This window comes from Paracoccus aeridis (assembly GCF_004923205.2).
GTDB classification, from domain to species: domain Bacteria; phylum Pseudomonadota; class Alphaproteobacteria; order Rhodobacterales; family Rhodobacteraceae; genus Paracoccus; species Paracoccus aeridis.
On record NZ_SELD02000001.1, the window covers coordinates 176,168 to 201,688 of the forward strand.

A 25,521-nucleotide genomic window follows, 5' to 3' on the forward strand; every position below is an offset into this window, starting at 1 on the left:
CCGGACCCGCCTGCACGTCCTACTTGGTCAGGATCAGCTTGCCCGCGCGGGTGATCCGCAGGTTGTAGAGCTGGTCCCCCAGCGCGATCAGCGCCTGGTTCCCGCCCGCGGTCAGCGAGGTGGCGTCGTGGACCGGCACCTGCGGCAGCCGGACATGGGGAAGGCTGGGGAAGTCGGAGGGGCTGATATTCATGGTTCCGGTCCTTTCGGGTGGCGTCCTTCTGGGCTCGTCTGAAATCTGACAAGAACACTCGGACATGTCCAGAGTATTTTTGTCGTCTTCTTCATGGATCCATGCTGGACAGGCGGGCCACCGGGGCAGGCACCCCCGGCCGTGTCCGAATCGACCGCGCAGGCCGCGCTGACGGGCCTGAGCTGACCTCCGCCGGCAGGGGCGGATCGGGGTAGGTGCAATTCGGCCACAGCCCGCGAAGGCCCTGATAATGGCTGGAACTTGAGCCTCTGGAAGGTGTTGGCGATTATGCAACAGTCGACTGGGGCGGCAATCTGAAGAATGCGTCTGCGCTTTCCAAGATCGGGTCTTTATGTAACTGTCGCAACGATGCTGTCGGGAACGGCAGCCTTCAAAAAAGTACGGAGCATGATCATGACCAAATTCGCTACCTTCGCGCTGGCCCTCGGCCTGTCCGCCTCGACCGCTCTGGCTGGTGGCTACGTCGCCCCGGTCGTCGAAGTCGAGCCCGTCGTCGTCGACACCCAGCCGGCTCGCTCGAACGCTGGCCTGGTTGTCCCGGCGCTGCTGCTGCTGGGCGTCATCGCCGCTGTCGCTTCGGATGACGATGACGACGACGACGACACCACCGGCGACGACGAATAATCCCCGCGGGATTACAAAGATCGGGCCGGTCGAAAGACCGGCCCTTTTTCATTTCAGCCATTGTTTTCTGAAATCTGCCCGTCCGGTAAAGTTAGGTAAATTCATTTCCGAATTGCCGGGGTAGGCAAACGAAAGGGCGCCCGAAGGCGCCCGTTCCCCGTTCCGCACGGGCAGCCCGGCGATCTCAGCCGGTCAGGACAGCCCGTCAGGGCCGCAGGGTCTGGATGGTCAGGTAGCCCAGCCCCGGCCCGCCCCACTGGCGAGACACGGTGATTGCGCCGCCGGACACCATGTAGTTGTTCTGGAACGACACGCCGTTGCCCTCGCAGCTTTCGACCATGACCCCGGCCTTCGGCCCCGGCCCGATCCGGCAGGTGAAGGGCAGCGGCCGTTCGCGCCCGTCGGCCGCGTAGTAGCGCAGGGTCCGCTGAGCCTGCCCCGACTGTCCCGCGCGGATCAGCGCGGCGGACCGCCCGGCTTCGGTCGCGGACATGTCGTGGCCCAGGCCGCGCGTGCCGACCAGCATGCCGCCCCGCAGGATCACCGCCTGTTCGTTCGGCGTCATGTAGGTCCGCATGCCGCCGTTCTGGCCGGTCATGGCCAGGACCTGCGTGGTGCCCAGGCCCTCCAGCCCGACGAGGATCAGCGGCCCCGGGTTCACCGACAGGGCCGTGGCGGCCATCTCGGCCGGGTCGCGCGGCGCCGCAGCTTCGGCGGGCTCGCCCCGCCGTGCCACGACCTGCGCGACGGTCTGCCGCGCCACGTTGAGCAGCGACGGATCGTCGCCGCGGGACGGGGCGTTGCCGCAGGCGGACAGCGCCAGCAGGGCCGCAAGCGCGGCGACCCCGCGTGCCGACTTCGCGTTCATCGCCCGGTTCATTGCTCGCCTCATCGCCAGAATTTCCCCCAACCGTCGTACATGCGGACCGAGTGGCTGTCCCGGACCGTCTCGTAAAGCCGCCCGCGGACATTGACCTGCTGGCCGCCGTCGCGGTTGAGCGAGGACAGCGTGCCACCGACCGTGCGCAGCGACGGCAGCCCCGTGCCCCAGGACAGCGGGACGCTGATCGTCACGCCCTTGTCGAACGATCCCTCGCCGAACTCGTCCGCGCTGAGGTCGGTCTTGGTGACGAAGGCGCCGACTTCCCAGCCGTTCGCGAATTCACGGCTGACCTCGACCGTGGCGCCCACGTCGCCCGCCAGGTACTGGCCCGCGCCGATGCTGCCGCGGAAGCCGTTGCCGAATTCGTAGTAGGCGGTGACAAGGCCGGTCGTCGCCTCGTAGTCCAGCAGCTCGAAGGCGTCGCGGTAGTCGCGCTTGCGGACCCGGTTGATCTCGGCCCCGAGCGCCAGCTGCGAATTGACCGGCTTCCACAGCAGTTCGGCAGAAGCGCCGCCGTACATCCGTTCCAGCAGGCCGACCGTCACGCGCGAATAGACCGTCTGGGTCGGTCGCCCGTACCAGTTCAGCGTGAGCCGCGGCACCTGCAGCTTGTCGTTGCCCGTGTACATGCGCGAATCCGAGCGGACCCGATAGACGCCGTTGTTCTGTTCGGTGATCTCGTCGTCCGACAGCGCGAGATATTCATCCACGGCATAGCTGCCCGGCGCTTCCTGCTCGGCGTTGCCGAAGGCGCGCTGGCGCAGGCTGCCCTGCAGGACGAGGCCCGGCACGATCTCGTAGCGTGCGGTAACCTCGCCGCCGACCTCGTAGCGGAACGGCTCGTCGGGATCGAAGAGCCCGGTCGAAAGATAGGGCTTGATCGCCCAGTCGAGGTCCGGGAACTCGCCCGGCGTCGGCACCAGACCCGCCGGCCGCGGAGCCGCGTCGGTCAGGGCCGCGGCGTTGGCGATCTGCCCGGCCTCGGTGTTTTCCAGCCGCTCGACGTCGGACCGGCGCAGCGTGACCGACGAGGTGGGCATCCCCGCCTCGGACGAGGTGATGACGAGCGTTTCCACCGAAGGGGGCAGCGCGCGGGTCATCAGACGGGCGGCGCGGCCCACCGCCTCGGCCTGCTGGATGTAGCGTTCGTTGCGGATCCGGATCTCGGCGCGGTCGGCGGTCAGGACCATCGATTCCAGCCGCTGCCCCTCGTCGGCCAGCGCGTCGCCCAGCGCCTTCTGGATCGCCGGCTGCGCGGTGGGGTCGCTGGCCCAGACGCCGGACCAGCCGTCCGGGTCGGACGCGCGGTCGGGACGCGGGCGCACCGGCGCGGGCGCGGGTTCCAGCCCCGAGGGGTACGCCGCGCGGCGCGGGCTGGTCAGCAGGGTGAACTGCACGCCCACGTGCTTGGCGCCCAGCACATAGGCGCCGACCTGGTAGTTCTGGCCCAGCTGGTAGGTCGCGCCGAAGTTGATGCGGTTCTTCAGCGGATCGGAATCGCTCAGCCAGACCGAACGCGCGCAGGTGTCGGCGTCCCCGGTCTCGCAGGCGTATTCGTCGCCGGAATATTCCGCGACGAGGGTCAGCTTGTCGCCGGCGGCCCAGGCGACGCTGGCGAACGGGGCGACCTCGCCCTTGAACCAGGTGTCGGCGTTCAGCTCGCCCCCGGTGCCGGTGTCGGGGCCGGGCCGGTCGCCGAAGGGGCTGCCGATGCCGCCGCCCTGCGCCAGCCGGCCCCAGCCCAGGCCCGCGCTGGCGCGCAGGGTGGGGGTGATCGTCTTGGTGGCGACGATGTATTCGGCCGAATAGAACCCGGTCCCGATCGCGTCCTGGATGCCCACCGCGACGGCCGGGCGCCAGGTGCCCGCGGCCTCGTCGAGGATCTGGAAGCGCAGGTCAAACGACCGGTCGCGGACGTAGCCGCGCCGTTCCTCGGTGCTGTCGAACTTGCCGTAGCGCAGCGCCGTCGTGACGCGGGGGGCGAGCTGGAACACCAGCCCGACGCGCTCGGTCAGCTCGGACTTCGCAGCTGTCGCGGTCAGCTCGGCGTCGGGCAGCATCTCGGCCGAGGGCGTGTCGACCGCGCCGGGAAGGCCGTAGTTGTTGAACGACCGGCCGATCATCGGCTCGGCGACCGCAAGGCCGGATCCGGCGCACAGGACGATGCTCGCGGGAAGGGCCGTGGTCAGCAGGTGGCGCAGCAGGGTCGGGCGACGGGTCATCCGTGCGGTCCTTTATTGCGGACGAGGCGGGCCCGGCACGAAGCCGGGGCCCGCGCCCGATCCTAGCGGTGTCCCGCCCGTCCGCGCCAGCGGCGCGGTGCGGGCGTCAGGCGATTGCGCCATTGGCGCAACAGGTGTCAGCCTTGCGTGGGCTGCGCGGCGGAGCCGGCGGGGGCCGGTTCGGACGTGGCGGCCGGCGCGGGGTCGGCCGCAGCCGGGGAAGGCGCGGCAGGGGCGGGCGGGATCACGGCCGGAGCCGCGGCGGCGGGCGCGTCGGCCGCCGGGGCCGGCGCCTCGGCAGCCGGTTCGGCAGGAGCCGGGGCTGGCGTGGCCGGAGAGGCGGCTTCCGGCTCGTTGCTGGTCGGCTCGGCGGCGTTCGGGCTGGTAGCGGCCGGAGCGGTGGTGGCCGGAGCAGTGGAGGCCGGAGCAGTCCGGGCAGGCGCTTCGGTCGCCGCCGGCGCCGGCGCCGCGGCGGGCGTTGCGGCGGGCTTTGCGGCGGCGGGCTTCGTGGCGGCCGGCCTTGACGCGGCGCGCTTCGGGGCGGCTGGCTTCGCGGCCCGGGGCGCCGGCAGCGCCGCGACGGCCGCGATGGTCGCGGCCGAGGCCGGGGCGGCGCAGCCGTTGTAGGTCCTGCCGTTGGCGCGCAGCGACGCGGTCAGCGGGTTGCCCGCGCAGTCGGTGGAGGTGACGTTCAGCGCGAAGACGCCGCCGTTCAGCTCGCCCACGAACTCGATCCCGCGGGCATAGACGATCCGGCGCACGGCCACGGTCGCCGGGTTCGCGCCGGGCCGCGCGAAATACGCGCGCTCGCCCGAAACATCGACCGTCCAGCCCTCGCCTGCGGCCGAGACCGCCTTCAGGTCCACCGTCTCGCGTTCGGCGGTCGGGCGCGCCGCGCCCGCCTCGCCCACCTGCAGCGGCTGGTCGACGGGGGAGATCTGCGGCGGCGGCGGGATCGTCGGCGGGCCGGTCACGACCGGGGCCGCGACCTCCGGCTCGGCCCGTTCCCAGGGCATGCGGAAGTCGGCCTGGTCGCCGCAGGCCGCAAGCGCCAGCGGAAGGCCCAGCAGGGCAAAACGCAGTTTCATGATGGTCACGTCCCGTCTTTTTTTGTTGCCGCAGCACTAACCCAAGCCGCGCGCGTCTGACAAGCAGCGCGGGGCCGTCGCGGGACGGCGCCCCACCGGATAGGCGATCCCCCGCCCGGTCCGCGCCCGGACCTCGCCCGGCACCTGCGCGGACCCCGCCCGGCTCAGCAGTTCGGGACGTTGACCGCGAGCCCGCCGAGCGACGTTTCCTTGTACTTCTCGGACATGTCGCGGCCGGTCTGGCGCATCGTCTCGATCGCGGCGTCCAGCGGCACGATGTGGCGCCCGTCGCCGCGCAGCGCGAGACTTGCCGCGCTGACCGCCTTGATCGCGCCCAGGCCGTTGCGTTCGATGCACGGCACCTGCACCAGCCCGCGCACCGGGTCGCAGGTCATGCCCAGGTGATGTTCCAGCGCGATCTCGGCCGCGTTCTCGACCTGAAGGACCGATCCGCCCAGGACGGCGGCCATGCCCGCGGCGGCCATGGCGCTGGCGCTGCCGACCTCGGCCTGGCAGCCGCATTCCGCGCCGCTGATGCTGGCGTTGTGCTTGACGAGGCCGCCGACCGCCGCCGCCGTCAGCAGGAAGTCCGGCATCTGCCCCTCGGTCGCGCCGGGGACGTGGTCGAGCCAGTAGCGGATGACCGCCGGGACCACGCCCGCCGCGCCGTTCGTGGGGGCGGTGACGACCTGCCCGCCGGCCGCGTTCTCCTCGTTCACGGCCATGGCATAGGCCGACATCCAGTCGTTCGCGACGTGCGGCGCCTGCATGTTCATCCCCCGCTCGTTCATCAGCGAGGCGTGGATCGACGGCGCCCGCCTGCGGACGTTGAGGCCGCCGGGCAGGATCCCCTCGGTCTCGAGCCCGCGGTCCATGCAGTCGCGCATCACCTGCCAGATCCGGCGCAGGCCGGCGTCGATCTCGGCATCGCTGCGGCGCGTGCGTTCGTTCGCGCGCTTCATCGCGGCGATGGACAGCCCCGACCCCTCGGCCATTGCCAGCATCTCGGCCGCCGTCGAGAAGGGGTAGGGGACCGCGGCCGAGGCGTCCGTGCGGCTGTCGTCGCCCTTGGCGGCAAGCTCTGCCTCGGTCATGACGAAACCGCCGCCGACCGAGTAGTAGGTCTCGCGCGCGATCACGTCGCCCTGCGCGTCGGTGGCCATCAGGACCATGCCGTTCGCATGGCCCGGCAGCACCCGGTCGAAGTCGAAGATCAGGTCCGCGGCCGGATCGAAGCGCAGCGTGCCCAGCCCCTCGACCGTCAGGGTCCTGCTGCGGGCGTTGTCGGCCAGCACCTCGTCGGCGCGGTCGCGGTCCATGTCGTCGGGGGTGAAGCCCGCGAGGCCAAGGATCGTGGCGCGGTCGGTCGCATGGCCCTTGCCGGTAAAGGCGAGGCTGCCGTGCAGGCTGGCCCGCAGGCCGTGGACGCGGAACGGCGCCGCGCGGAGCGTGTCGAGAAAGCGCGCCCCGGCCACCATCGGGCCCATCGTGTGCGAAGACGACGGCCCGACACCGACCTTGAACAGGTCGAACACCGACAGGAACATGGCTACCCCTTCCAGAACTGCCGCGAAGGTAGCCCCTGACGCGCCGGACGCAAGGTCACGGCAGGTCGCAATGCTTGCTTTCTGCCCTTTTTTTGGGCAAATGGCAGGCGCGCTGCCTCGAGGCGCGGCACCGGGCGGGGTAACCGCAGATCACCCGCCCGCCGCCCGTGCAGACCGCGGCGGCCCGGTTCACAGGATGACCCATGCGCGACCCGTTCCAGATCGGCGACCATACCCTCGACCCGCCGGTGTTCCTTGCGCCGATGGCCGGGATCACCGACCTGCCGTTCCGCCGCGCCGTGGCCCGCCACAGCGCGGGCGGGGTGGGGCTGGTGGTCAGCGAGATGGTCGCCTCGACCGAGATGGTGACCCCGCGCCCGTCCACCCGCGCCGCCGTCCGCGCCAAGGCGCTGGTGGAAGGGGGCGTGCCGGTCAGCGTGCAGATCGCGGGGCGCGAGGCGGCGGCCATGGCGGAAACCGCGCGGATCGTCGCGGGCATGGGCGCGGGCATCGTCGACATCAACATGGGCTGCCCTGCCCGCAAGGTGACGGGCGGGCTGTCGGGCGCGGCGCTGATGCGCGATCTCGACCACGCGCTGGGGCTGATCGACGCGGTGGTGGCGGCGGTCGAGCTGCCGGTGACGCTGAAGATGCGGCTGGGGTGGGACGCGGGGTGCCTGAACGCGCCCGACCTTGCCCGCCGCGCGCGCGATGCCGGGGTGCGGATGGTCACGGTCCACGGCCGCACGCGCGAGCAGTTCTATACGGGCACTGCCGACTGGTCCGCCATCCGCGCGGTGCGGGACGCGGTTGTGGGCCTGCCGCTGGTCGCCAATGGCGACGTGGTGGATGCGGGCAGCGCGCGGGCGGCGCTGGCAGCTTCGGGCGCGGACGCGGTGATGATCGGGCGCGGCGCGCAGGGGGCGCCGTGGCGCCTGGCGCAGATTTCCGCCGCCCTGCACGGAACGCCCGAGCCGTCGGTGCCGCAGGGCGCGGCGCTGGCGGATGCGGTGGCGGAACACCACGACGACATCCTGTCGCACTATGGCCGCGACCTGGGCCTGCGCGTCGCCCGCAAGCACCTCGGCTGGTATGCCGAGGCGGCCGGCGCGGCGGCGGGCCGGCGGGAGCTGATGGCCGCGGCCTCTCCGTCGCAGGCGCGGGCGGCGATCGCGGCCGTGTTCTCGGGCGCGCCGGGCGACGCCGCGGCGGCGGCCCCGACAGCGGCGGCCCAGACGGCGGCAGCGTGAGGGGGGCGGCGTGATGGGAGCGGCCGACAGCTGCTGGATGGCGCTGCCGGTGCCGGCGCTGAGGTTCGACGACGCGGGCCGGTTCGCGGCCCTCAACGACGCCGCGCAGGCATGGCTGAACCTGTCGGAACGCTCGGCGGTCGGGCTAGCGCCCGACGACCCGCGGCTCGCCGGGCGGCTGCGGGTGGACCCGGCGCTTGGGCAGATGCTCGCGGTCGCGCTGACGGGCGACGATGTCGCGAGCCGCCCGGCGCTTCGCTGGGAGATCGGCGACCGCACCGGCGGGTTCAGCACCCGGCTGGCCGCGCTGCACATGGGGCCGCTGCCCGGCGGCGGCGTGTCGGCGGTGATCGTTCCCGCGCCCGCGGGCCCGGGGCCCAGGCGCGCCGCGCGGTCGGCCGTCGGCATGGCCGACATGCTGGCGCACGAGATCAAGAACCCGCTCGCCGGCATCCGCGGCGCGGCGCAGCTGCTGGCCGAAGGGCTCGGCCCCGAGGACCGCGAACTCGCCGACCTCATCGTCGCGGAATCGCGCCGGATCGTCGCGCTTCTGGACCAGGTGGAACGCTTCGGCGACAGCTCGGCCCCGCGGCTTGCGGCGATCAACATCCACGACGTGCTGGACCGGGCGCGGCGTTCGTTCGAGCTGACCGGAACCGGCGCCCGGATCACGACCGATTACGACCCGTCCCTGCCCGCCGCGTTCGTCGATCCCGACCTGATCGTGCAGGCGGTGCTGAACCTTCTGCGGAACGCGGCCGAGGCGCTGGCCCGCGACGGCCGGACGGCGGGCGATCCGCGCGGACCGGGTTCGATCCGGCTCCGCACGCTTTACGACGGCACGCTGCGCCGGATCGATGACGACACCCCCCTTCCGCTGGTGGTCGAGGTCGAGGATGACGGGCCCGGCGTGCCCGAGGCCATCGCCGACCAGGTGTTCGAGCCGTTCGTGTCCGGGCGCGAGAACGGCACCGGCCTGGGTCTCGCGCTCGTCAGCAAGATTGCCGCCGACCACGGCGCCGGGCTGCGGCTGGACAGCCGCCCCGGCCGTACCGTGGTCCGCCTTTCGCTTCCCCTCGCCGGAAAGGAATGACCATGGACGGCACGGTCCTGATCGCAGACGACGACCGCAGCATCCGCACCGTGCTGACGCAGGCGCTGACCCGCGCGGGCTGCCGCGTCCACGCCACCGGCAGCCTGTCGCAGCTGCAGCGCTGGGTCGAGGAGGGGCGGGGCGACCTCGTCGTCACCGACGTGATGATGCCCGACGGCAACGGGCTGGACGTGGTGCCGTCGATCGCGCGCGCGCGGCCCGCGCTGCCGGTGATCGTGATCTCGGCCCAGAACACGATCGTGACGGCAATCCGGGCGACCGAAGCGAACGTCTTCGACTATCTCCCCAAGCCCTTCGACCTGCCCGACCTGATGGCGCGGGTCCGCGCGGGGCTGGCGCGAAGGCCTGTCCGCGGCGCCGAGGACGATGGCGGGTCGCCGCTGCCGGCCGCCGATCCGACGATGCCGCTGGTCGGTCACGCGCCCGCGATGCAGGCGCTGTTCCGCACCGTCGCGCGGGTGGTGAACGCGGACCTGCCGATCATGGTCACGGGAGAGCCGGGGTCCGGCCGCACCACCGTCGCCCGCGCGCTGCACGACTTTTCCGACCGCCGCGACGGCCCGCTGGTCGTCGTCAGCCCCGCCGACCCCGCCGAGGGGCTGCCCGCCGCCTTCGCCCGCGCGGCCGGCGGCACGCTGCTGATCGAAGGACCGGCGGGGATGGACCAGGCCGCGCAGGCGCGCCTCGTCGGGCTGATCGAAGCGGCGGAGAACGGGCCGGACACGTCCCGCGTGCCGCGGCTGGTCGCGACGGCCGGGCCGGACCCGATGGCCGACGTCGCCTCGGGCCGGCTGCGGCAGGACCTGCACTACCGACTCGCCGGCGTCGTCCTGCCGGTGCCGAGCCTGCGTGCGCGCGTGGACGACATCCCGCCGCTCGCCCGCCATCTTCTGGCCCGTGCGGCGACGCTGGGCCTGCCGCGGCGCGAGCTGTCCGACGAAGGGGCGGCGGTGCTGCGGAGCTGGCCCTTTCCCGGCAACGTGCGCGAGCTCGACAACCTTGTCCGCCGCGTCGCGCTGGTCGCGGCCGGGTCCGAGATCACCGGGGACGAGGTGCGGCAGGCCCTCGCGTCGGGCCCGTCGGTCGCCGGGGTGGAGCCGTCCTCGACAACCCGTCCGCAGGCCCCCGCGCTGACACCTGGGCCGGCGCCCGCACCGGCCGAACGGCTCGGCCAGTCGATCGAAACCCACCTGCAACGCTACTTCGACCTGCACGGCGACGACCTGCCGCCGCCCGGTCTTTACGACCGGATTCTTCGTGAGGTTGAACGCCCGCTGATCGAGATCGCGCTGGACGCGACCGGCGGCAACCAGCTTCGCTGCGCCGAATTGCTGGGAATCAACCGCAATACGCTTCGAAAGAAGGTGAACGACCTGAATATCGAGGTGACACGCCGCCGCCGCCTGATGTAAAACAGCCACAGATGGCCGCCGCATAGTCGCGGCAAGGCCACATGAGCCGCGAACACAGCGGCGCTGGCGGGGCAAGGCAGGCGATGGTGATGGCGCAGACGCGGCGCATCCCGTGGGAGCAGATGGCGCGGCTGCGCCGCAAGCGCCTCGTGCAGAACGTGGCGACCGTCGGGCTGGCGGTGCTCGGGCCGCTGCTGGCGCTCGCGACCTTCGCCGTGCTGGGCCCGCTGGACGAGCCGACCGACAGCACGACCCTGCGGCTGGTCCTGCTGGCCGACCTCATCTACATGCTGCTGCTCACCGCGCTGGTGATCGCGCGCCTCGCCCGCATGGTGGTTGCGCGGCGCAACGCGGCGGCCGGGTCGCGGCTGCACATGCGGCTGGTCGGCGTCTTCGCGGGCATCGCGCTGATCCCGACCGTGCTGGTCGCGCTGTTCGCGGGCCTCACCGTCAACATCGGGCTCGAGGGCTGGTTCTCGACCCGCGTGCAGTCCGTGGTGTCGAGTTCGCTCGCCGCGGCCGAGGCGTACCAGGACGAACACCGCCGCGACCTCGTATCGGACGCGCAGATGCTCGCGGGGCTTCTGAACTCCGCCGCCGCCGAAAACCCGCTGATCGACGACGGCACCGTGCGGGCGCTGCTGTCGCAGGGGCAGTCCCGCATCCAGCGCGGCCTGCGCGAGGCCTATGTCATCGACGGCGGCGGCGCGATCCGGTCGCGGGGCGAACGGTCCTACCTGTTCTGGTACGAGACGCCGACCCCGGAACAGTTCGACGTCGCGCTCGATACGGGCCTGCTGCTGATCCAGGACTGGCAGAACAACGAGTTCCGCGCCCTCGTGCCGCTGACCGGCGTGCCCGACCGCTTCCTTTACGTCACCCGCGACGTGGACGGCGACCTGCTGGGCCTCCTGGACGACACCCGCGAGACGGTGGGCCTGTACCAGCAGCTCGAACAGGTCCGCGGCAAGGTGCTGTTCGAGTTCTCGCTGGTCTATCTCAGCTTCGCGCTTCTCCTGGTAGCGGCGGCGATCTGGCTGGGGATGTGGTTCGCGGAACGGCTGTCGCGCCCGATCGGCCGCCTCGCCGCAGCGTCCGAGCAAATCGGCCGCGGCAACCTGGACGTGCAGGTTCCCGAGCTCGACACCGGCGACGAGATCCAGACGCTGGGCGCGAGCTTCAACCACATGACGCGGCAGCTGAAGCAGCAGCACGAGGAGCTGGTCGCGTCCTACCGCGCCGCCGACGAGCAGCGGCGCCTGTTCGACAACGTGCTGAGTTCGGTCACGCCGGGCGTGGTCGGCCTCGACGCGTCGGGCGGGATCGACTTCATGAACCGGTCCGCCCACCGGCTGGTCGCGCTCGACCCCCGGCGCGACATCGGCCGGCCGCTGCGCGACGCGGTGCCCGAGTTCGCGGCGCTGTTCGACCGCCTGTCCGGGTCGGTCGCGGCATCGGTGCAGGACGAGATCCGGGTCACGCGCGACGGCCGCATCGAAAGCCTGCTGGTCCGCATCGCCGTCCGGCGCGGCGCCGCGCACGAGGTCGAAGGCTACGTCATCGCGTTCGACGACGTGACCGAGCTCGTCTCGGCGCAGCGCATGGCCGCCTGGGGCGACGTCGCCCGACGGGTCGCGCACGAGATCAAGAACCCGCTGACCCCGATCCAGCTGTCGGCCGAACGCATCCGGCGCAAGTTCGCCCGCATCGCCCCCGAAGGCGAGACGCGCGAGGCGCTGGACCAGCTGGTCGGCATCATCATCCGCCAGACCGGCGACCTGCGCCGGATCGTGGACGAATTCAGCCGCTTCGCCCGGATGCCGGAACCCGACCGGAAAGAGGTCGATCTCGCCCGCCTGCTGCGCGACGCAGTGACCCTGCAGCAGGATGCGGTCGCCGGCGGGATCGCGGCCGACATTCCCGCCGAGCCCGTGATCGTGGATTGCGACGCGGGGATGATGGGGCAGGTGTTCACGAACCTTCTCAAGAACGCGGCCGAGGCGGTGCGTGACCGGCCCGCCGGCGACTGGGCGGCGGCCGTGCGGGTGGACATGAACGCGCAGCCCGACGCCGTGACCATCACCATCACCGACAACGGCGTGGGCCTGCCCGAGGACCGCACCCGCCTGTTCGAGCCCTACGTCACCATGAAGCAGGGCGGGACCGGGCTGGGGCTGCCGATCGTCAAGAAGATCGTCGAGGAACACGGCGGCAGCCTGGTCCTGACCGACGCCGAACCGGACGCCGCGGGACACCGCGGCGCCATGGCCGAGATCCGGCTACCCCGCGAACGCCAGCCGGTGCGGCTGGCGCCATCGCGCAAGACCAGAACAGAGCAGGAGGCACAGGCACATGAGTGACATTCTGATCGTCGACGACGAACGCGACATCCGCGAGCTGATCGCGGACATCCTCCAGGACGAAGGCTTTGCGACCCGGCTCGCCGCCAACAGCGACGAGGCGCTGGCGTCGATCAACGCGGCCCAGCCGGCGCTGATGATCCTCGACATCTGGCTGAAGGACAGCCGGATGGACGGGCTCGACATCCTCAAGCACGCCAAGGCCAACAACCCGGACGTGCCGGTCGTCATCATCTCGGGCCACGGCAACATCGAGATCGCGGTCGCCGCGATCCGGCAGGGCGCCTACGACTTCATCGAGAAGCCGTTCAACATCGACCAGCTGATGGTCGTCATCCGCCGCGCAATGGAAACGAGCCGCCTGCGCCGTGAAAACGCGACGCTGCGCCGCCGCGACAGCTCGCCTGCCGAGATGCTGGGCCATTCCGCGCCGTTCCGGCGGCTGCGCGACAACCTCGACAAGGTCGCGCGGTCGAACGGGCGGGTGATGCTGACCGGCGAGCCGGGGTCGGGCAAGGAACTCGCCGCGCGATACATCCATGCCCACAGCGCCCGGGCCGAGGCGCCGTTCGTCATCGTCCCCTGCGCCACGATCGAGCCCGAGCGGATGGAGGAAGTCCTGTTCGGCCGGGAATCGCCCGAGCGCGGGGTGGAGCCGGGGCTGCTGGAACAGGCGCATGGCGGCGTGATCTATTTCGACGAGGTCGCCGACATGCCGCTGGGCACCCAGCCCAAGATCCTGCGGGTGCTGACCGAACAGCAGTTCCAGCGCTCGGGCGGCACCGACCGGGTGCGGGTGGACCTGCGCGTCCTCAGTTCGACCAATCGCGACCTCGCCCACGAGATCGAGGTGGGCCGCTTCCGGCAGGAGCTTTACGACCGCCTGAACGTCGTTCCGATCGCGGTCCCGTCGCTCGGCGACCGGCGCGAGGACATCGGCGCGCTCGCCCGCCGCTTCATCGAGCAGTTCCACGCGACCCAGGGGCTGCCGCTGCGCGAACTGCCCGACGACAGCGTCACCGTGCTGCACACGATGCGCTGGCCGGGCAACATCCGCCAGCTTCGTAACGTGATCGAGCGGGTGCTGATCCTGGGCGAGGGCAACGGCCCGATCCAGCCCGGCGAGCTGGAGCCGCAGTCGGGCGCCAGCGAGAACGGCGACACGCTGGCGCTGGGCAACCGCATCACCAGCCTGCCCCTGCGCGACGCGCGCGAACTGTTCGAACGGGAATACCTGCTGGCGCAGATCGAGCGCTTCGGCGGCAACATCAGCCGCACCGCGCATTTCGTCGGGATGGAGCGCAGCGCGCTGCACCGCAAGCTGAAGTCGCTGGGCGTCGTGGGCGGCATGCGCGCGGAAGAAGAGCTGATGGCGGCGAAGTAGCCGCCGTCACCCTCGCGGGCCGTCAACCCTGGGGGGCGGCCAAGCTTGTAAACCGCCTTCCTTCAGGGCCGCCAACAGAAGCGCGCAGTCCGCCGCGGGCGGCGGTCAGTCGCGGCCCAGCGGGTCCCAGCCGCCCGGCGTCCGGGTCGGCCCGTCATCATCCTCGACGTCATTGCGGTCGTGACCCTCGCCAGCGTCACCGTGGCCGCCGTCCCCCTGGCCGCCGTCCCCCTGACCGCCGTCACCGGGGCGGGCACCGTCCAGTGCCTCGAACGCGGTCTGCTGGCGCTTCGTCCAGGTGACGAACACGCGCTGCCCGTCTTCGGTCGCTTCCTCGGACCGGACCACGCCCACATCATGCAGCCACGCGCGGCGGCGGCCGTCGGAAAACGGGATCGTCACCTCATCGTCGACCCGCGGCTCGTCGAGGACGTCGGCCAGCCGCAGGTCGATCGCGGCGATCAGGTCGTCGAGCCCCTCGCCGGTCAGCGCGGACACCGCCTGCACGTCGGCCCGGCGCGCGTCGGTGCGGCGCAGCGCCGCGCGCAGGTCGGGCGACAGGGCATCGATCTTGTTCCAGACCTCAATTAGGGCCACGTCCTCTTCCACGCCCAGGCTTTCCAGGATCTCGCCGACGTCGCCGGCCTGTTCCTCGGTTTCCGGGTGGCTGATGTCGCGGACATGCAGGATCAGATCGGCCTCCAGCACCTCCTCGAGCGTGGCGCGGAAGGCGGCGACAAGCTGCGTCGGCAGGTCGCTGATGAAGCCCACGGTGTCCGACAGGATGATCCGGCGGCCCCTGGCCTCGCCGTCGGGGCCCGGCAGGTTGATCGCCCGCATCGTGGGGTCGAGGGTCGCGAACAGCATGTCCTTGGCCAGGACGTCCGCCCCCGTCAGGCGGTTGAACAGGGTGGACTTGCCCGCGTTGGTATAGCCGACCAGCGCGACGATGGGGTAGGGGACCTTGGCGCGGGCCGCGCGGTGCAGGGTGCGGGTGCGGACCACGCGGTCGAGCTGCCGGCGCAGGCGGATCATCTGGTCGTCGATGGCGCGGCGGTCCGCCTCGATCTGCGTCTCGCCGGGGCCGCCGACGAAGCCGAAGCCGCCGCGCTGCCGTTCGAGGTGGGTCCAGGCCCGCACCAGCCGCGTCCGCTGGTAGCTGAGCGCGGCGAGTTCGACCTGCAGCACGCCTTCGCGGGTTCGGGCGCGGTCGGCGAAGATTTCAAGGATCAGCCCGGTCCGGTCCAGGATCTTGACGTCCCATTCCTTTTCCAGGTTGCGCTGCTGGACGGGGCTGACCGGGCCGTCGATCAGCACCAGCTCCGCCTCCGCCTCCTTCAGGGCGGCGCCGAGTTCCTCCAGCTTGCCCGACGAGAACAGCATCCCCGGCGAAGGATTGCGCAGCCGCGCGACCGTCGCGCCCGTCACCTCGAGCGCGGGCAGCGCGCGGGCCAGCGCGACCGCTTCCTCAAGCGCGAGGTCGGGCGAGCGGCGCTGGTCTCGGCGGTCCCCCATGTCGGGGTGGATGACGAACGCCCGCGTCGGCTGCGCGACGGTGGACTGTGCCTCGGCCACTCAGTCGTCGCCTTCGTACAGGCTGATCGGCTGGCCCGGCATGATCGTGGAGATGGCGTGCTTGTAGACCAGCTGCGACTGGCCGTCGCGGCGCAGAAGCACGCAGAAGTTGTCGAACCAGGTGATGACGCCCTGCAGCTTGACGCCGTTGATCAGGAAGATCGTGACGGGGACCTTCGCCTTGCGAACGTGATTGAGGAATGCGTCCTGAAGGTTCTGCTTGTCGCCAGCCATTGGCGTCGCCCTTTTCTTTTTGGTCAGTCTGACAGAATCACGTTTATGCGAGCGGCAGCGTTGGTGCAAGCGCACCCCTGACGCAGGGTAAACCGTTGCTTGTCCGTGCGATGCGGCCGCCGGCGGCAGGCCGCGCGCCTCGACCGCTTCTCAGCGCCGCCACAACCCCGGCGAGAGCATGGCAAGCAGCGCCAGGGTCTCGATCCGGCCCGCGACCATGGCCCCGGCGAGCACGGCCTTGGTGAACACGGTCAGCCCGGCCCAGCCGGCCCAGGGTGCGCCCGCGCTGCCCGCGTCGGACTGGTAGGCCTGGATCAGCGGGATCGCCTCGGCCAGGGGGCCGGTGTTGGTGAGCGCCGCGACCGACAGGATGGTCGCAGTTTCCAGCCGGATCGGGCGGATCGTCACCAGCACGACCACCAGCGCCAGCGACATCGCGAACAGCATGAAGAAGATGAAGGCGAGGTGCGCCCCGCCCTGCCTCAGCTGCCGCGCCCGCGCGCCGCCGCCCGCGACAGAAGCCGGGTGGACGATCCGCTCAAGCTCGCGCTTGCTGTGGCGGGCGAGCGCGTAGACGCGGAGCAGCTTCACCCCGCCCGCGGCGGTGGCGACGCCGCCACCCATCATGGCGAGCCCTGCCATGATCAGCCCCGGCGCGGACAGGCCGGACCACGCCCGGCTCCCCTCGAAGTGGATTGAGGTCCAGCCGGTCGTCGTCAGGAACGACAGCGCGGTGAAGGCCGCCCCCCACGCCGCCGCGAACGCGCGGGCAAGGTCGCCGATCACGCCCGGCGCCGCCGCTTCGGGCGGGGCGACGGCGCCCACCACGCCGATCGCGCCCAGAAGCGGGCGTACCATCAGCACCAGCGTCACCGACAGGACGAGGCCGGCGGCGATCCTGAGTTCGGGGTCGTCCCGCAGCCCCGGCGCAAGCTGCAGCTCATTGCCGCCCGGCCAGAAGCGGCGGGTCAGCGCGGGAAGCAGGAACAGCGCGATCACCGCTTCGGTCGCGACGCCGCTGCCGGGTTCGCCCACCGGGCCCGCGATCGGCCCGATGCCGCTCGTCGACAGCGTTCCCATCGCGCGGCACAGCGCCACCAGCGCCGGATCGCCCAGCATCATCAGGGCCAGCCACAGCGCGGCGGTCAGGCCGATGTAGAGCGGCGCGACCTCTGCCCCCCAGCGCCACATGCGGGCGCCCGGATCGGCCGAGATGCGGCGGATCTGGCTGTCCGGCCGGGGCGCCCGCGACCGGGTGCCGGGTTCGCGCGCACCGTCGGCAAGGCCGAGGCTCGCGCCCGACACGATCTCGAACCCGCCGACATGCAGCGGCGCCAGCAGCGCGATCGCCGCCACGAGCACGAACAGCCCGCCCAGCCAGCCGACCACCGACCGCCACAGGTGCAGGCTCGGGTGCAGCAGGTCGGGGGCGTAGAGCGTGGCGCCGGTGGTGGTGAGGCAGCTCAGCATCTCCCACCAGGCATTGAACAGGCCGGTGTCGGGCAGCGCCGCCGCAAGCGGCACCGCCAGCACCAGCGGCAGCACGGCATAGGCGCCGAGCATGGTGGGCAGGACCGCCCGCGACCTGTCGGCCGGGATCCGCCCCGCCATCGCGAGTGAGACCAGCACCAGCAGCAGCGTGCAGCCAATCGCGCTGTGAAGGAATATGCGCGCCATCGCCCATTCCGCCGCGGCTGCCGCGTGACCTGCCGGGATCAGCATCGCAAGCGAGCCGGCCAGCGCCAGCTGCACGATGACCGGCAGGCCGATCAGGCGCTCGCGGACGGACATCAGCCGCGCCGGTCCATCGATGCCGATCCCTTCGTCCGGCCCATCGACCCGCCCATCAGAAGTAGTCGATGCCGACCTGCAGCATCCCGTCGATGACGCCCACGTCGTCGTTCAGGGCGAAGATCAGGACGATGTCGCCCGCGTCGAGCCGAAGGGCCGGCACCGGCTTGACCAGCTGTTCGCCCTTCTGGACCGCCCCGATCATCGCCCCCGCGGGCAGGTCCAGTTCCGAGATCAGCCGCCCGGCGAAGGCGGAGCTGGGCAGCACCTGCGCCTCGATCAGCTCGGCCTCGGCATCGCCGATGGAATACAGGTCGCGGATGCGGCCGTGGCGGATGTGGCGCAGGATCGTGCTGACGGTGGCGGCGCGGGGATCGACATAGGCGTCGATCCCCAGCGGGCCCCGCAACGGGATCAGGGTCGGGTCGTTGAGAAGCGAGACCACCATCCCCGCACCGAGCTGGCGCGCCCGGACCGCGCCCAGAAGGTTCGTCTTGTCGTCCTGCGTCAGCATCAGCACGGCGTCGGCGCGCGCGACGCCGGCCTCGACCAGCAGTTCGGCCGACATCCCGTCGCCCTGCAGCACGACGACGCGTTCCAGCCCGTCGGCCGCGGCCTCGGCCTGCCGGCGGTCGCGCTCGATCAGCTTGGCGTTCAGGCCGGGCAGCTTCTTCTCGATCGCCTGCGCCACCGACAGGCCGACGTTGCCCGCGCCCACGATGATCACCCGCTTCGGCCGCGCGGTGGGCTTGCCGAAGCGCTCCAGCGTGCGGTCGACCTCGTCGATCGGGCAGATGACGTAGATCTCGTCGCCCTGGTACAGCTTGTCGTCCGCCTCGGGCGCGAACAGCCGCCCGCCGCGGCGGATGCCCACGACGACGGCCATGTTGCGGATGAACATGTCGTCCAGCTGGCGCAGCGAGGCGTTGAGGATCGGGCAGTCCGCGTCGAGCGCGAGGCCGAGCATCAGGACCTTGCCCTTCATGAAGCTTTCGACGTCAAAGGTCGCGGGTGCCTGCAGGCGCTGCATGGCGGCGCGCGCGACCTCGCGTTCGGGGCTGATGACCACGTCGATGGGCAGGTTGGTCGTGCCGTACATGCCGGCGTAGCCGGGATCGAGATACGACGCTGCCCTGAGCCGCGCAATCTTGCGGGGCACCTGGAAGACCGAGTTCGCGACCTCGCAGGCGACGATGTTGACCTCGTCCGAATGCGTCGCGGCGATCAGGAGGTCGCAGTCGGCCGCGCCCGCCCGTGCCAGCACGTGGGGGTGGCTGGCAAAGCCGCTCACGCCCTGGACGTCCAGCATGTCGGTGGCGCGGCGGATCAGTTCGGCGTCGGTGTCGACGATCGTGATGTCGTTGCGCTCGCCGCTCAGGTGGCGGGCGATCTGCCAGCCGACCTGTCCCGCCCCACAGATGATGATCTTCATGCGCGCACTCCGGTTGCCGCAAGGCTTAGAGGCAAACGAGGCGGCGGGGCAATCCCGCAGCGTGGAGGGGCGTGGTTGGGGGTGGGGCAGGGCGCGCCAACCTGAAGCGGCGTGACTGGCGGCGGGGCAATCCTGCAACGTGGAAGGGGCGTGGCTGGCGCCGGAGCAATCCTGCAACGTGGAAGGGCGTGGTCGGCGGTGGGGCAGTCCTGCAACGTGGAAGGGCGTGGTTGGGGGTGGGGCAGGGTGCGCCAGTCAACGACTGGCCGCCTTGCAATGGCCATAGGCCGAAGTCGCCGCCCCGAAGTAGCCGCCGCGAACTGGCGTGCCGGACGAGGAGGGCCTCGACCGAGCACCTGTCGGCGCAGCGGGCAGCGGCACCGCGAGGCCGGAACACCGGCGAGAAGTCGAGCTGGCGCTTCTGATCCGCCAAGCCACGCCAAGGACCGGCTACCCGCAACTCCACGGCTCGCTCCCGCGCGGAGCGCCCGCCGGGCCGCGTCCCGCAGCCCGGGTCGCCTCACGTCTCTCGCAGCGCCCGTGCGAAGTAGTCCGTCAGGGGCTTCAGAAGATAGGCCATGGGGCTGCGCTCGCCGGTCTGGATGAAGACCTCGACCGGCATCCCCGGCACCAGCGCCGCGCCGCCCAGGCGCGACAGCTGGTCCTGCGCGATCGTCACCTCGGCGCGGTAATAGGGCACGCCGGTCGCCTGGTCCGTCACCGCGTCCGCCGACACGCCCACGAGCGTTCCGCCGATCTCGGGCGTGGTGCGCGACGACAGCGCCGACATCCGCAGCATGACGGGCTGCCCGACCCTGACTTCGTCCACGTTCAGGGGCGAGATGCGGGCGGCCGCCACCAGCGGCCGGTCCTGCGGGATCAGGAACAGGATCGGATCGGCGCCGCGGATCACCGAGCGCGGCGTCGTCACCTGCAGCTCCTGGACGACCCCAGAGACCGGCGCCCGGATCTCGAGCCGGGCGATCTGTTCGCTGAGCGACCGGCGGCGCTCTGCCAGTTCCAGCTCGCGGTAGCCCTGGTCGCGCAGGTCGGTCTCGGCGCTCTCGCGCCGTTCCGAGGACTGGGCCAGCTGGGTGATGCCGATCTCGGTCAGCCGGGTCTGCCCCTGCGCACGCGACGCGGCGAGCTCGCCCAGCCGGCCGTCAAGGCTCGCCGCCTCGCGTTCCAGCGCCAGCACGCGCGGCGCCTGCGCGAGGCCCTTGTCGAGCAGCGTGCGCTGGTCGGTCAGTTCGCGCTCGATCAGCTCGCGCTGGGTCCTGGTCGCGGCTTCCTGCGCCTCGATCCCGACGATCTGGTCGGAGACCTGCCGCGCCTGCTGGGCAAGCTGGTCCAGCGACTGCTTCAGCGTGTCGCGCCGGGCCCTGAACAGGCTCGTCTGCCCGTCGACCAGGCCCTGCAGCTCGGGGCGTTCGGGGATGCTGTCCAGAAGCTCGGCCGGGAACTGCGGCGCCGGGGCCTCGTCCCGTTCCGCCTCCAGCCGGCCGCGGCGGGCGAGGATCTCGAAGTACTGCCCCTCGACGATCGCGAGTTCGGTCTGGAGAAGGTCGCCGTCCAGCCGGATCAGCGGGTCGCCGGCCCGGACCGGGTCGCCCTCGCGCACGAGGATCTCGTCCACCACGCCACCCTCGGGATGCTGCACCACCTGGCGGTGCCGCTCGACCTCGATCTGGCCGTGGGCCACCACGGCGCCCGAGATGCGCGACAGCGTGGCCCAGCCGCCGAAGCCGCCGACCAGCAGCAGAAGGCTGAGAAGCCCCAGCATCATGGTGCCGCCGACCGGCCAGCGCCTGCGGGCGGCGTCGCGCGCCGATCCGGCGGGCGCGGGCGCGGGCGCGGGCTGGGGCGGCCGGACGCCGGGACCTCCGGGACCTCCGGGGCCCGCCCCGCGCGCGGGCCGCCCCGTCAGGCGCGTCGGGGTGATCGCGCCGCCCTCTTGCGCGGCCGCGTCCGGCACGATGGCGTCGCCCTTCCGGGTCATGCCGCACCCCCCGCCGCCATCTGCGGGCCCGCCGTCGCGGGGCGGATGTCCTGGGCGTTGCGGACGGTCGACTTCAGCACCTCGTCGCGCGGGCCGAACGCCCGCACGGTGCCCTGTTCCATCACCAGCAGCAGGTCGCACTCGGCGATGGCGGCGGGGCGGTGGGCCATGATGATGACCGATCCGCCGCGCGCCTTGATCGAGCGGATGGCGAGGTTCAGCGCCTGCGATCCCTCGTTGTCGAGGTTGGAGTTCGGCTCGTCCAGCACGAACAGCACCGGGTCGCCGTAGAGCGCGCGCGCCAGGCCCACGCGCTGGATCTGCCCGCCCGAAAGCCGGGCCCCGGCCTGCGAGACGGGCGTGTCGTATCCCTGCGGCAGGTCCAGGATCATCCGGTGCGCGGCCGCCTGCGTCGCGGCCCGCACCACGGCGGCAGGGCCGGGTTCGGGCGAAAGCCGGGCGATGTTCTCGGCTATGGTGCCGTCGAACAGCGTCACCTGCTGCGGCAGGTAGCCGATCAGCCCGCCCAGCACGTCGGGATCGTACTGGTCGAGCGTCGCGCCATCCAGCCGGATCGACCCTGCGGCGGGCGGCCACGACCCGGTCAGCGCGCGGGCGAGGGTGGACTTGCCCGCGCCCGACGATCCGATCACGCCCATCGCCTGGCCGGGCTGGAGCGCGAAGGACACGGCCCGAAGCGTCGCCATGTCGGCGCCGGGCGGCACCACGGACAGGTTCGTCGCCTGCAGCCGCGCGGCGGGGCGGGGCAGCGGGGTGCGCGCGGGCGGCGGCGGGCGGCGGGACAGAAGCTCGCCCAGGCGGCGCCAGCCATCCTGCCCGCGCTGCACCAGCGGCCATCCGCCCACGATCTGTTCGATCGGCGCCAGCGTCCGCCCCATCAGGACCGAGCTCGCGATCATCGCGCCCGGCGTCACCTCGCCCCGCAGCACCAGCCAGGCGCCGGCGGCGAGAAGCGCGCTCTGCAGGAACAGGCGGAAGACGCGCGAAAACACGGTGAAGCCCGACGAGCGGTCGGCGCCCCGCATGGTGGCGTCCGCCACGTCGTCGCGCAGCCGCTGCCAGCGGGTCTGGGTCGCCCCGCGCATGCCCAGCGCGCCGATCAGTTCGCCTTCCTCGCGGTACATGGCGGCGGTCCGGTCGGCCTGCTGCCCGGCCATGTGCGCCTGCCGCAGCGGGTCGCGCGACATCAGCTGGTTCAGAAGCGTGGTGATGACGAGCACCAGGCCGCCCAGGCACGCCATCGCGCCCAGCAGGGGGTGGAAGATGAACAGGCCGGCCAGGAACATCGGCACCCAGGGCAGGTCGAAGAGCGCGAGCATGACGGGCGAGGCGATCAGCCGCTGCACCGCGTCAAGATCGGCCGGCCCCACGGCGGTCGCGGCGGCCTGCCCGGTCGCCGCCCCGTCCTGCAGCGCCGCGCGGAATACCCGGCCTTCCATCTGGGCGTGGAAGCGCGCGGCGATCCGGGCCATCACCCGCGTCCGCGCGAGGTCCAGAAGCCCCATCATGACGAACAGGAAGGCCACGACGCCGAACAGCGCCGCCAGGGTCTCGACCGAGCGGCTGCCCAGGACGCGGTCGTAGACCTGCATCATGAACAGCGGGCCGACCAGGTTCAGCAGGTTCACCGCCGCCGAGAACGCGGCCACCGACAGCAGCAGGTGCCACCCCGCGGACCGCGCCGCGCGCAGTTCCTTCTGCCCGTCATGAAATGTCCGAGCCATGTGCCCCCGGTGCGGTTTCCCGATTCGTCCGCAAGTTCTACGACGGGAAAGGTTAAGAAACCATCGACGCGAGCGGCAATGCGCGTCTGCCGGTCAGTTGCCCGCCAGCGCCGCGCCGAGAGCTGCCGAGAGCGGGTCGTCCGCCGGCAGGGCGGCGGTAGCGCCCGCGCCGGCCCCGGCGGACGGGTCCGCAAGGTCCGCAGGGTCCGGCAGAGGGGCTTCGGCCGCCGCGGCTTCGACGAACGGGTCCGGCGCCGGGGCCGCCAGCGGATCGGCAAGCTGGTCGCCGGCCGGATCGGACGTGACGACCGATCCCGGGGTGCGGGGGGCGGTCACGCCTGCCGGGACCGGATCGACCACGCCGCCGTCCGCCGCGGGGGCGAGGTTCTCGGCCGCGAGGATCTCGGCCACCGCCGCCTCGTCGGCTTCCTGCGCAGATGCCATCGCCTCGGCCAGGGCCGCGTCGAGGCTGCCGTTCGCCGGGTCCGGCATGGGCGCCAGCGCGCCGCCGCCCATCTCCTCGGGCAGGGTGCGGACGGGGGCCGCGTCGGACACCGCCTGCGCCAGCGCCGCGGCCAGCGGATCGGCGTCGCCCACGGACACGATCTGCGGCACGACGCCGCCGCCGCCGCTGGTGGTGTCCAGCGGCTCGTTCGGCAGGCCCTCGTGGATCTCGGTCATCACCGCGGCCCAGATCTCGGCCGGCAGGCCGCCGCCGGTCACACCGGTCATCTGGCTGTTGTCGTCGTAGCCCATCCAGACGCCCGCCACGTATTGCTGCGAGAAGCCGACGAACCACGCGTCGCGGTAGGACGAGGTGGTGCCGGTCTTGCCGGCCACGTCGCGTCCGCCGGGAAGCTGGGCACGCGTGCCCGTGCCGTGCGCCACGACCTCGCGCATCATCCCGATCAGCTCGCCTGCCGCCTTGGCCGAGATCACGCGCTGCCCCATGCCGCCGACCTGGCCCATGAGCGGCGTCTGTTCGCCCTTGATCGCCAACTCGACAAGGCCGTAGGGCCGGACCGCCGTGCCGCCGTTGCGGATCCCGGCATAGGCGCCGGTCATGTCGAGAAGCGTCGTTTCCGACACGCCGAGGCCCAGCGACGGGCCGGAGGCGAGGTTGTGGCCGAAGCCGAAATCCTCGGCCACGCGCCGGACGGCGTCGCGGCCAACGGCTTCCTGCAGGCGGATGGTCGAGGTGTTCAGCGACTGCATCAGCGAGGTCGTCAGCGTCACCTCGCCCCGGTAGCGGCGGGTGTAGTTCTTGGGCGACCACGGCCCGGACCCGCGCACGTTGATCGTCAGCGGCGCGTCCAGGATCATGCTGTCGGGCGAATAGCCCATGTCCAGCGCGGCGGCGTAGATGAACGGCTTGAACGCCGATCCCGGCTGGCGCATCGCCTGCGTCGCGCGGTTGAAGGTGCCGTTCACCTTTTCGTCGCGCCCGCCGATCATCGCGCGCACGGCGCCGTCGGGGGACATGATGACGACCGCCGCCTGGGCCTTGGAACCGTCCTTCACCTTCTCGGCAAAGACCTTGGCCAGCGCCCGTTCGGCCGCGCGCTGGATCTGCTGGTCGAAGGTCGTCTTGATGGTGACGTCCTCGGTCGTCTCGCTTGTGAGGAAGCCGGGGCCGGATTCCATCACCCAGTCCGCGAAATACCCGCCCGCGCGCGCTGCCGCGGCGCGGCTCAGCCGGGCCGGGTTGGCCTTCGCGTCCGCGTATTCCTCGTCGGTCAGGTAGCGCTGGTCGTGCATCAGCCCCAGGATGACGCTGGCCCGTTCCCGCGACCGCTCGAGGTTCGCGGTCGGCGCGAAATAGCTGGGGGCCTTCAGAAGCCCCGCCATCATCGCGGCCTCTGCCGCGGTCACGTCGGACGCGGGCTTGCCGAAATAGCGCTGGCTCGCGGCCTCGAACCCGCGGGCGCCGGCGCCCAGATAGCTGCGGTTCATGTAGATGTTGAGGATGTCGTCCTTGGAGTACTTTGTCTCCATCGCGAGCGCGTAGGGCACCTCCTTGACCTTGCGCCACAGCGAGGACTTGCGGCACTCGGCCTCGAACTCGGCCTCGGACTTCCACTTGGTCGGGTCGAACGTCTCGCCGAGGCACAGCAGCTTCGCCACCTGCTGGGTGATGGTCGAGCCGCCGTTGCCTTCCAGCGGCCCGCGCCCCTCGGCCATGTTGATCTTGATGGCGCTGGCGACGCCGCGCGGGTCGACGCCCAGGTGGGAATAGAACCGCTTGTCCTCGGTCGCGACCACGGCGTTTTTCAGCACCGGCGCGATCTTGTCCGAGCTGACGGTGCCGAAGGTTTCCCCCCGCCAGGCGAAGACCCGGCCGTCGCGGTCCAGCATGGTCACGGACCCGCGCGCGCGGCCGTCGAACAGCGCCTGCGGTTCGGGCAGGGTCGAATAGTAATAGGCCGAGGCCACGAACAGGATCAGCGCGACCGTCAGGCCCAGGCGCCAGACGCTGCCCCAGACGATTCGCCACGCGAGCGCAATGGTCCCGGCCACGCCGCGGGTCACGACGTTGCCGCGCCGGCGCGCCTTGGCCTTGGGGGCCGCGGCCGCGCGCCGCCGCGCTTCCTGCGGGGGCAGGCCGCCGCCGGTTCCGGAGCCGCCATTGCCGCCGCCCGCGCCGCCG

At 71.8% G+C, this 25,521-nt stretch carries 18 protein-coding genes; 6 read left to right on the forward strand and 12 right to left on the reverse strand.

Annotation, left to right across the window (positions count from 1 at the left end; all coding sequences use genetic code 11):
* Positions 1-19: 19 nt before the first annotated feature.
* Positions 20-193 carry a hemin uptake protein HemP gene (hemP, locus tag ELI80_RS00840; RefSeq protein WP_136648776.1) on the reverse strand — a complete coding sequence of 58 codons (174 nt, stop codon included), beginning with the start codon at positions 191-193 and terminating at the stop codon, positions 20-22.
* Positions 194-601: 408 nt separating this feature from the next.
* Here hemP and ELI80_RS00845 point away from each other — a divergent pair, with 408 nt between their 5' ends.
* Positions 602-838: a hypothetical protein gene (locus ELI80_RS00845; protein WP_136648777.1), complete on the forward strand. Its 237-nt coding sequence runs from the start codon at positions 602-604 to the stop codon at positions 836-838.
* 205 nt (positions 839-1,043) lie between these two features.
* On the opposite strand, the gene ELI80_RS00850 is transcribed toward ELI80_RS00845, so the two are convergent.
* The 4 genes from ELI80_RS00850 to ELI80_RS00865 all read right to left on the reverse strand — a co-directional run bounded on the left by ELI80_RS00850 (position 1,044) and on the right by ELI80_RS00865 (position 6,578).
* Positions 1,044-1,706, reverse strand: coding sequence for a YjbF family lipoprotein (locus ELI80_RS00850; RefSeq protein ID WP_136648778.1), 663 nt, complete (start codon positions 1,704-1,706; stop codon positions 1,044-1,046).
* 20 nt (positions 1,707-1,726) lie between these two features.
* Positions 1,727-3,943, reverse strand: coding sequence for a YjbH domain-containing protein (locus ELI80_RS00855; protein WP_136648779.1), 2,217 nt, complete (start codon positions 3,941-3,943; stop codon positions 1,727-1,729).
* A gap of 137 nt (positions 3,944-4,080) precedes the next feature.
* Entirely contained in the window at positions 4,081-5,040 is a 960-nt protein-coding gene (locus ELI80_RS00860) for a hypothetical protein (RefSeq protein WP_136648780.1), read from the reverse strand.
* Positions 5,041-5,195: 155 nt separating this feature from the next.
* Positions 5,196-6,578, reverse strand: coding sequence for an L-serine ammonia-lyase (locus tag ELI80_RS00865; RefSeq protein WP_136648781.1), 1,383 nt, complete (start codon positions 6,576-6,578; stop codon positions 5,196-5,198).
* Between the two features lie 203 nt (positions 6,579-6,781).
* Between ELI80_RS00865 and dusB the strand changes: the two genes are divergently transcribed.
* The 5 genes from dusB (at position 6,782) to ntrX (ending at position 14,098) form a co-directional block, all read left to right on the forward strand.
* Positions 6,782-7,828, forward strand: coding sequence for a tRNA dihydrouridine synthase DusB (gene dusB / locus ELI80_RS00870; protein ID WP_136648782.1), 1,047 nt, complete (start codon positions 6,782-6,784; stop codon positions 7,826-7,828).
* Between the two features lie 13 nt (positions 7,829-7,841).
* On the forward strand, positions 7,842-8,921 hold the full coding sequence (locus tag ELI80_RS00875) for a two-component system sensor histidine kinase NtrB (RefSeq protein ID WP_136648804.1): 1,080 nt from the start codon (positions 7,842-7,844) through the stop codon (positions 8,919-8,921).
* Between the two features lie 2 nt (positions 8,922-8,923).
* Positions 8,924-10,354, forward strand: a complete 1,431-nt coding sequence (locus tag ELI80_RS00880; RefSeq protein ID WP_136648783.1) for a response regulator — start codon at positions 8,924-8,926, stop codon at positions 10,352-10,354.
* A gap of 83 nt (positions 10,355-10,437) precedes the next feature.
* On the forward strand, positions 10,438-12,714 hold the full coding sequence (locus ELI80_RS00885) for a sensor histidine kinase NtrY-like (RefSeq protein ID WP_438943046.1): 2,277 nt from the start codon (positions 10,438-10,440) through the stop codon (positions 12,712-12,714).
* Complete coding sequence (gene ntrX / locus ELI80_RS00890) at positions 12,707-14,098, forward strand: nitrogen assimilation response regulator NtrX (protein WP_136648784.1); 1,392 nt, start codon at positions 12,707-12,709, stop codon at positions 14,096-14,098. The genes ELI80_RS00885 and ntrX overlap by 8 nt, the downstream gene beginning before the upstream one ends.
* A gap of 105 nt (positions 14,099-14,203) precedes the next feature.
* Here the strand turns inward: ntrX and hflX are convergent, their stop codons facing one another.
* The 7 genes from hflX to ELI80_RS00925 all read right to left on the reverse strand — a co-directional run.
* Positions 14,204-15,673 (reverse strand): GTPase HflX, encoded by a 1,470-nt coding sequence (hflX, locus tag ELI80_RS00895; protein ID WP_268939826.1) that lies wholly within the window; start codon positions 15,671-15,673, stop codon positions 14,204-14,206.
* Positions 15,674-15,907 (reverse strand): RNA chaperone Hfq, encoded by a 234-nt coding sequence (gene hfq / locus ELI80_RS00900; RefSeq protein ID WP_089343093.1) that lies wholly within the window; start codon positions 15,905-15,907, stop codon positions 15,674-15,676.
* 150 nt (positions 15,908-16,057) lie between these two features.
* Positions 16,058-17,698, reverse strand: coding sequence for a TrkH family potassium uptake protein (locus tag ELI80_RS00905; protein WP_136648785.1), 1,641 nt, complete (start codon positions 17,696-17,698; stop codon positions 16,058-16,060).
* Between the two features lie 55 nt (positions 17,699-17,753).
* A complete protein-coding gene (gene trkA, locus ELI80_RS00910) occupies positions 17,754-19,130 on the reverse strand; it encodes a Trk system potassium transporter TrkA (protein ID WP_136648786.1) in 1,377 nt (458 codons plus the stop codon).
* 520 nt (positions 19,131-19,650) lie between these two features.
* Entirely contained in the window at positions 19,651-20,916 is a 1,266-nt protein-coding gene (locus ELI80_RS00915) for an HlyD family type I secretion periplasmic adaptor subunit (protein WP_136648807.1), read from the reverse strand.
* 209 nt (positions 20,917-21,125) lie between these two features.
* Entirely contained in the window at positions 21,126-22,874 is a 1,749-nt protein-coding gene (locus ELI80_RS00920; protein ID WP_136648787.1) for a type I secretion system permease/ATPase, read from the reverse strand.
* Between the two features lie 93 nt (positions 22,875-22,967).
* On the reverse strand, positions 22,968-25,521 hold a 2,554-nt coding region (locus ELI80_RS00925), incomplete at its 5' end, for a transglycosylase domain-containing protein (protein WP_438943045.1).

Excerpts from the sequence above, each read along its gene's own strand:
- ELI80_RS00885 (WP_438943046.1), top strand. The coding sequence starts at position 10,438 with ATGGTGATGGCGCAGACGCGGCGCATCCCGTGGGAGCAGATGGCGCGG.
- ELI80_RS00865 (WP_136648781.1), bottom strand. The coding sequence starts at position 6,578 with ATGTTCCTGTCGGTGTTCGACCTGTTCAAGGTCGGTGTCGGGCCGTCG.
- ELI80_RS00845 (WP_136648777.1), top strand. The coding sequence starts at position 602 with ATGATCATGACCAAATTCGCTACCTTCGCGCTGGCCCTCGGCCTGTCC.
- ELI80_RS00880 (WP_136648783.1), top strand. The coding sequence starts at position 8,924 with ATGGACGGCACGGTCCTGATCGCAGACGACGACCGCAGCATCCGCACC.
- trkA (WP_136648786.1), bottom strand. The coding sequence starts at position 19,130 with ATGAAGATCATCATCTGTGGGGCGGGACAGGTCGGCTGGCAGATCGCC.
- ELI80_RS00915 (WP_136648807.1), bottom strand. The coding sequence starts at position 20,916 with ATGATGCTGGGGCTTCTCAGCCTTCTGCTGCTGGTCGGCGGCTTCGGC.
- ELI80_RS00905 (WP_136648785.1), bottom strand. The coding sequence starts at position 17,698 with ATGTCCGTCCGCGAGCGCCTGATCGGCCTGCCGGTCATCGTGCAGCTG.
- ELI80_RS00855 (WP_136648779.1), bottom strand. The coding sequence starts at position 3,943 with ATGACCCGTCGCCCGACCCTGCTGCGCCACCTGCTGACCACGGCCCTT.
- ELI80_RS00850 (WP_136648778.1), bottom strand. The coding sequence starts at position 1,706 with ATGAACGCGAAGTCGGCACGCGGGGTCGCCGCGCTTGCGGCCCTGCTG.
- ELI80_RS00920 (WP_136648787.1), bottom strand. The coding sequence starts at position 22,874 with ATGGCTCGGACATTTCATGACGGGCAGAAGGAACTGCGCGCGGCGCGG.
- dusB (WP_136648782.1), top strand. The coding sequence starts at position 6,782 with ATGCGCGACCCGTTCCAGATCGGCGACCATACCCTCGACCCGCCGGTG.
- hemP (WP_136648776.1), bottom strand. The coding sequence starts at position 193 with ATGAATATCAGCCCCTCCGACTTCCCCAGCCTTCCCCATGTCCGGCTG.
- ntrX (WP_136648784.1), top strand. The coding sequence starts at position 12,707 with ATGAGTGACATTCTGATCGTCGACGACGAACGCGACATCCGCGAGCTG.
- hfq (WP_089343093.1), bottom strand. The coding sequence starts at position 15,907 with ATGGCTGGCGACAAGCAGAACCTTCAGGACGCATTCCTCAATCACGTT.
- ELI80_RS00875 (WP_136648804.1), top strand. The coding sequence starts at position 7,842 with ATGGGAGCGGCCGACAGCTGCTGGATGGCGCTGCCGGTGCCGGCGCTG.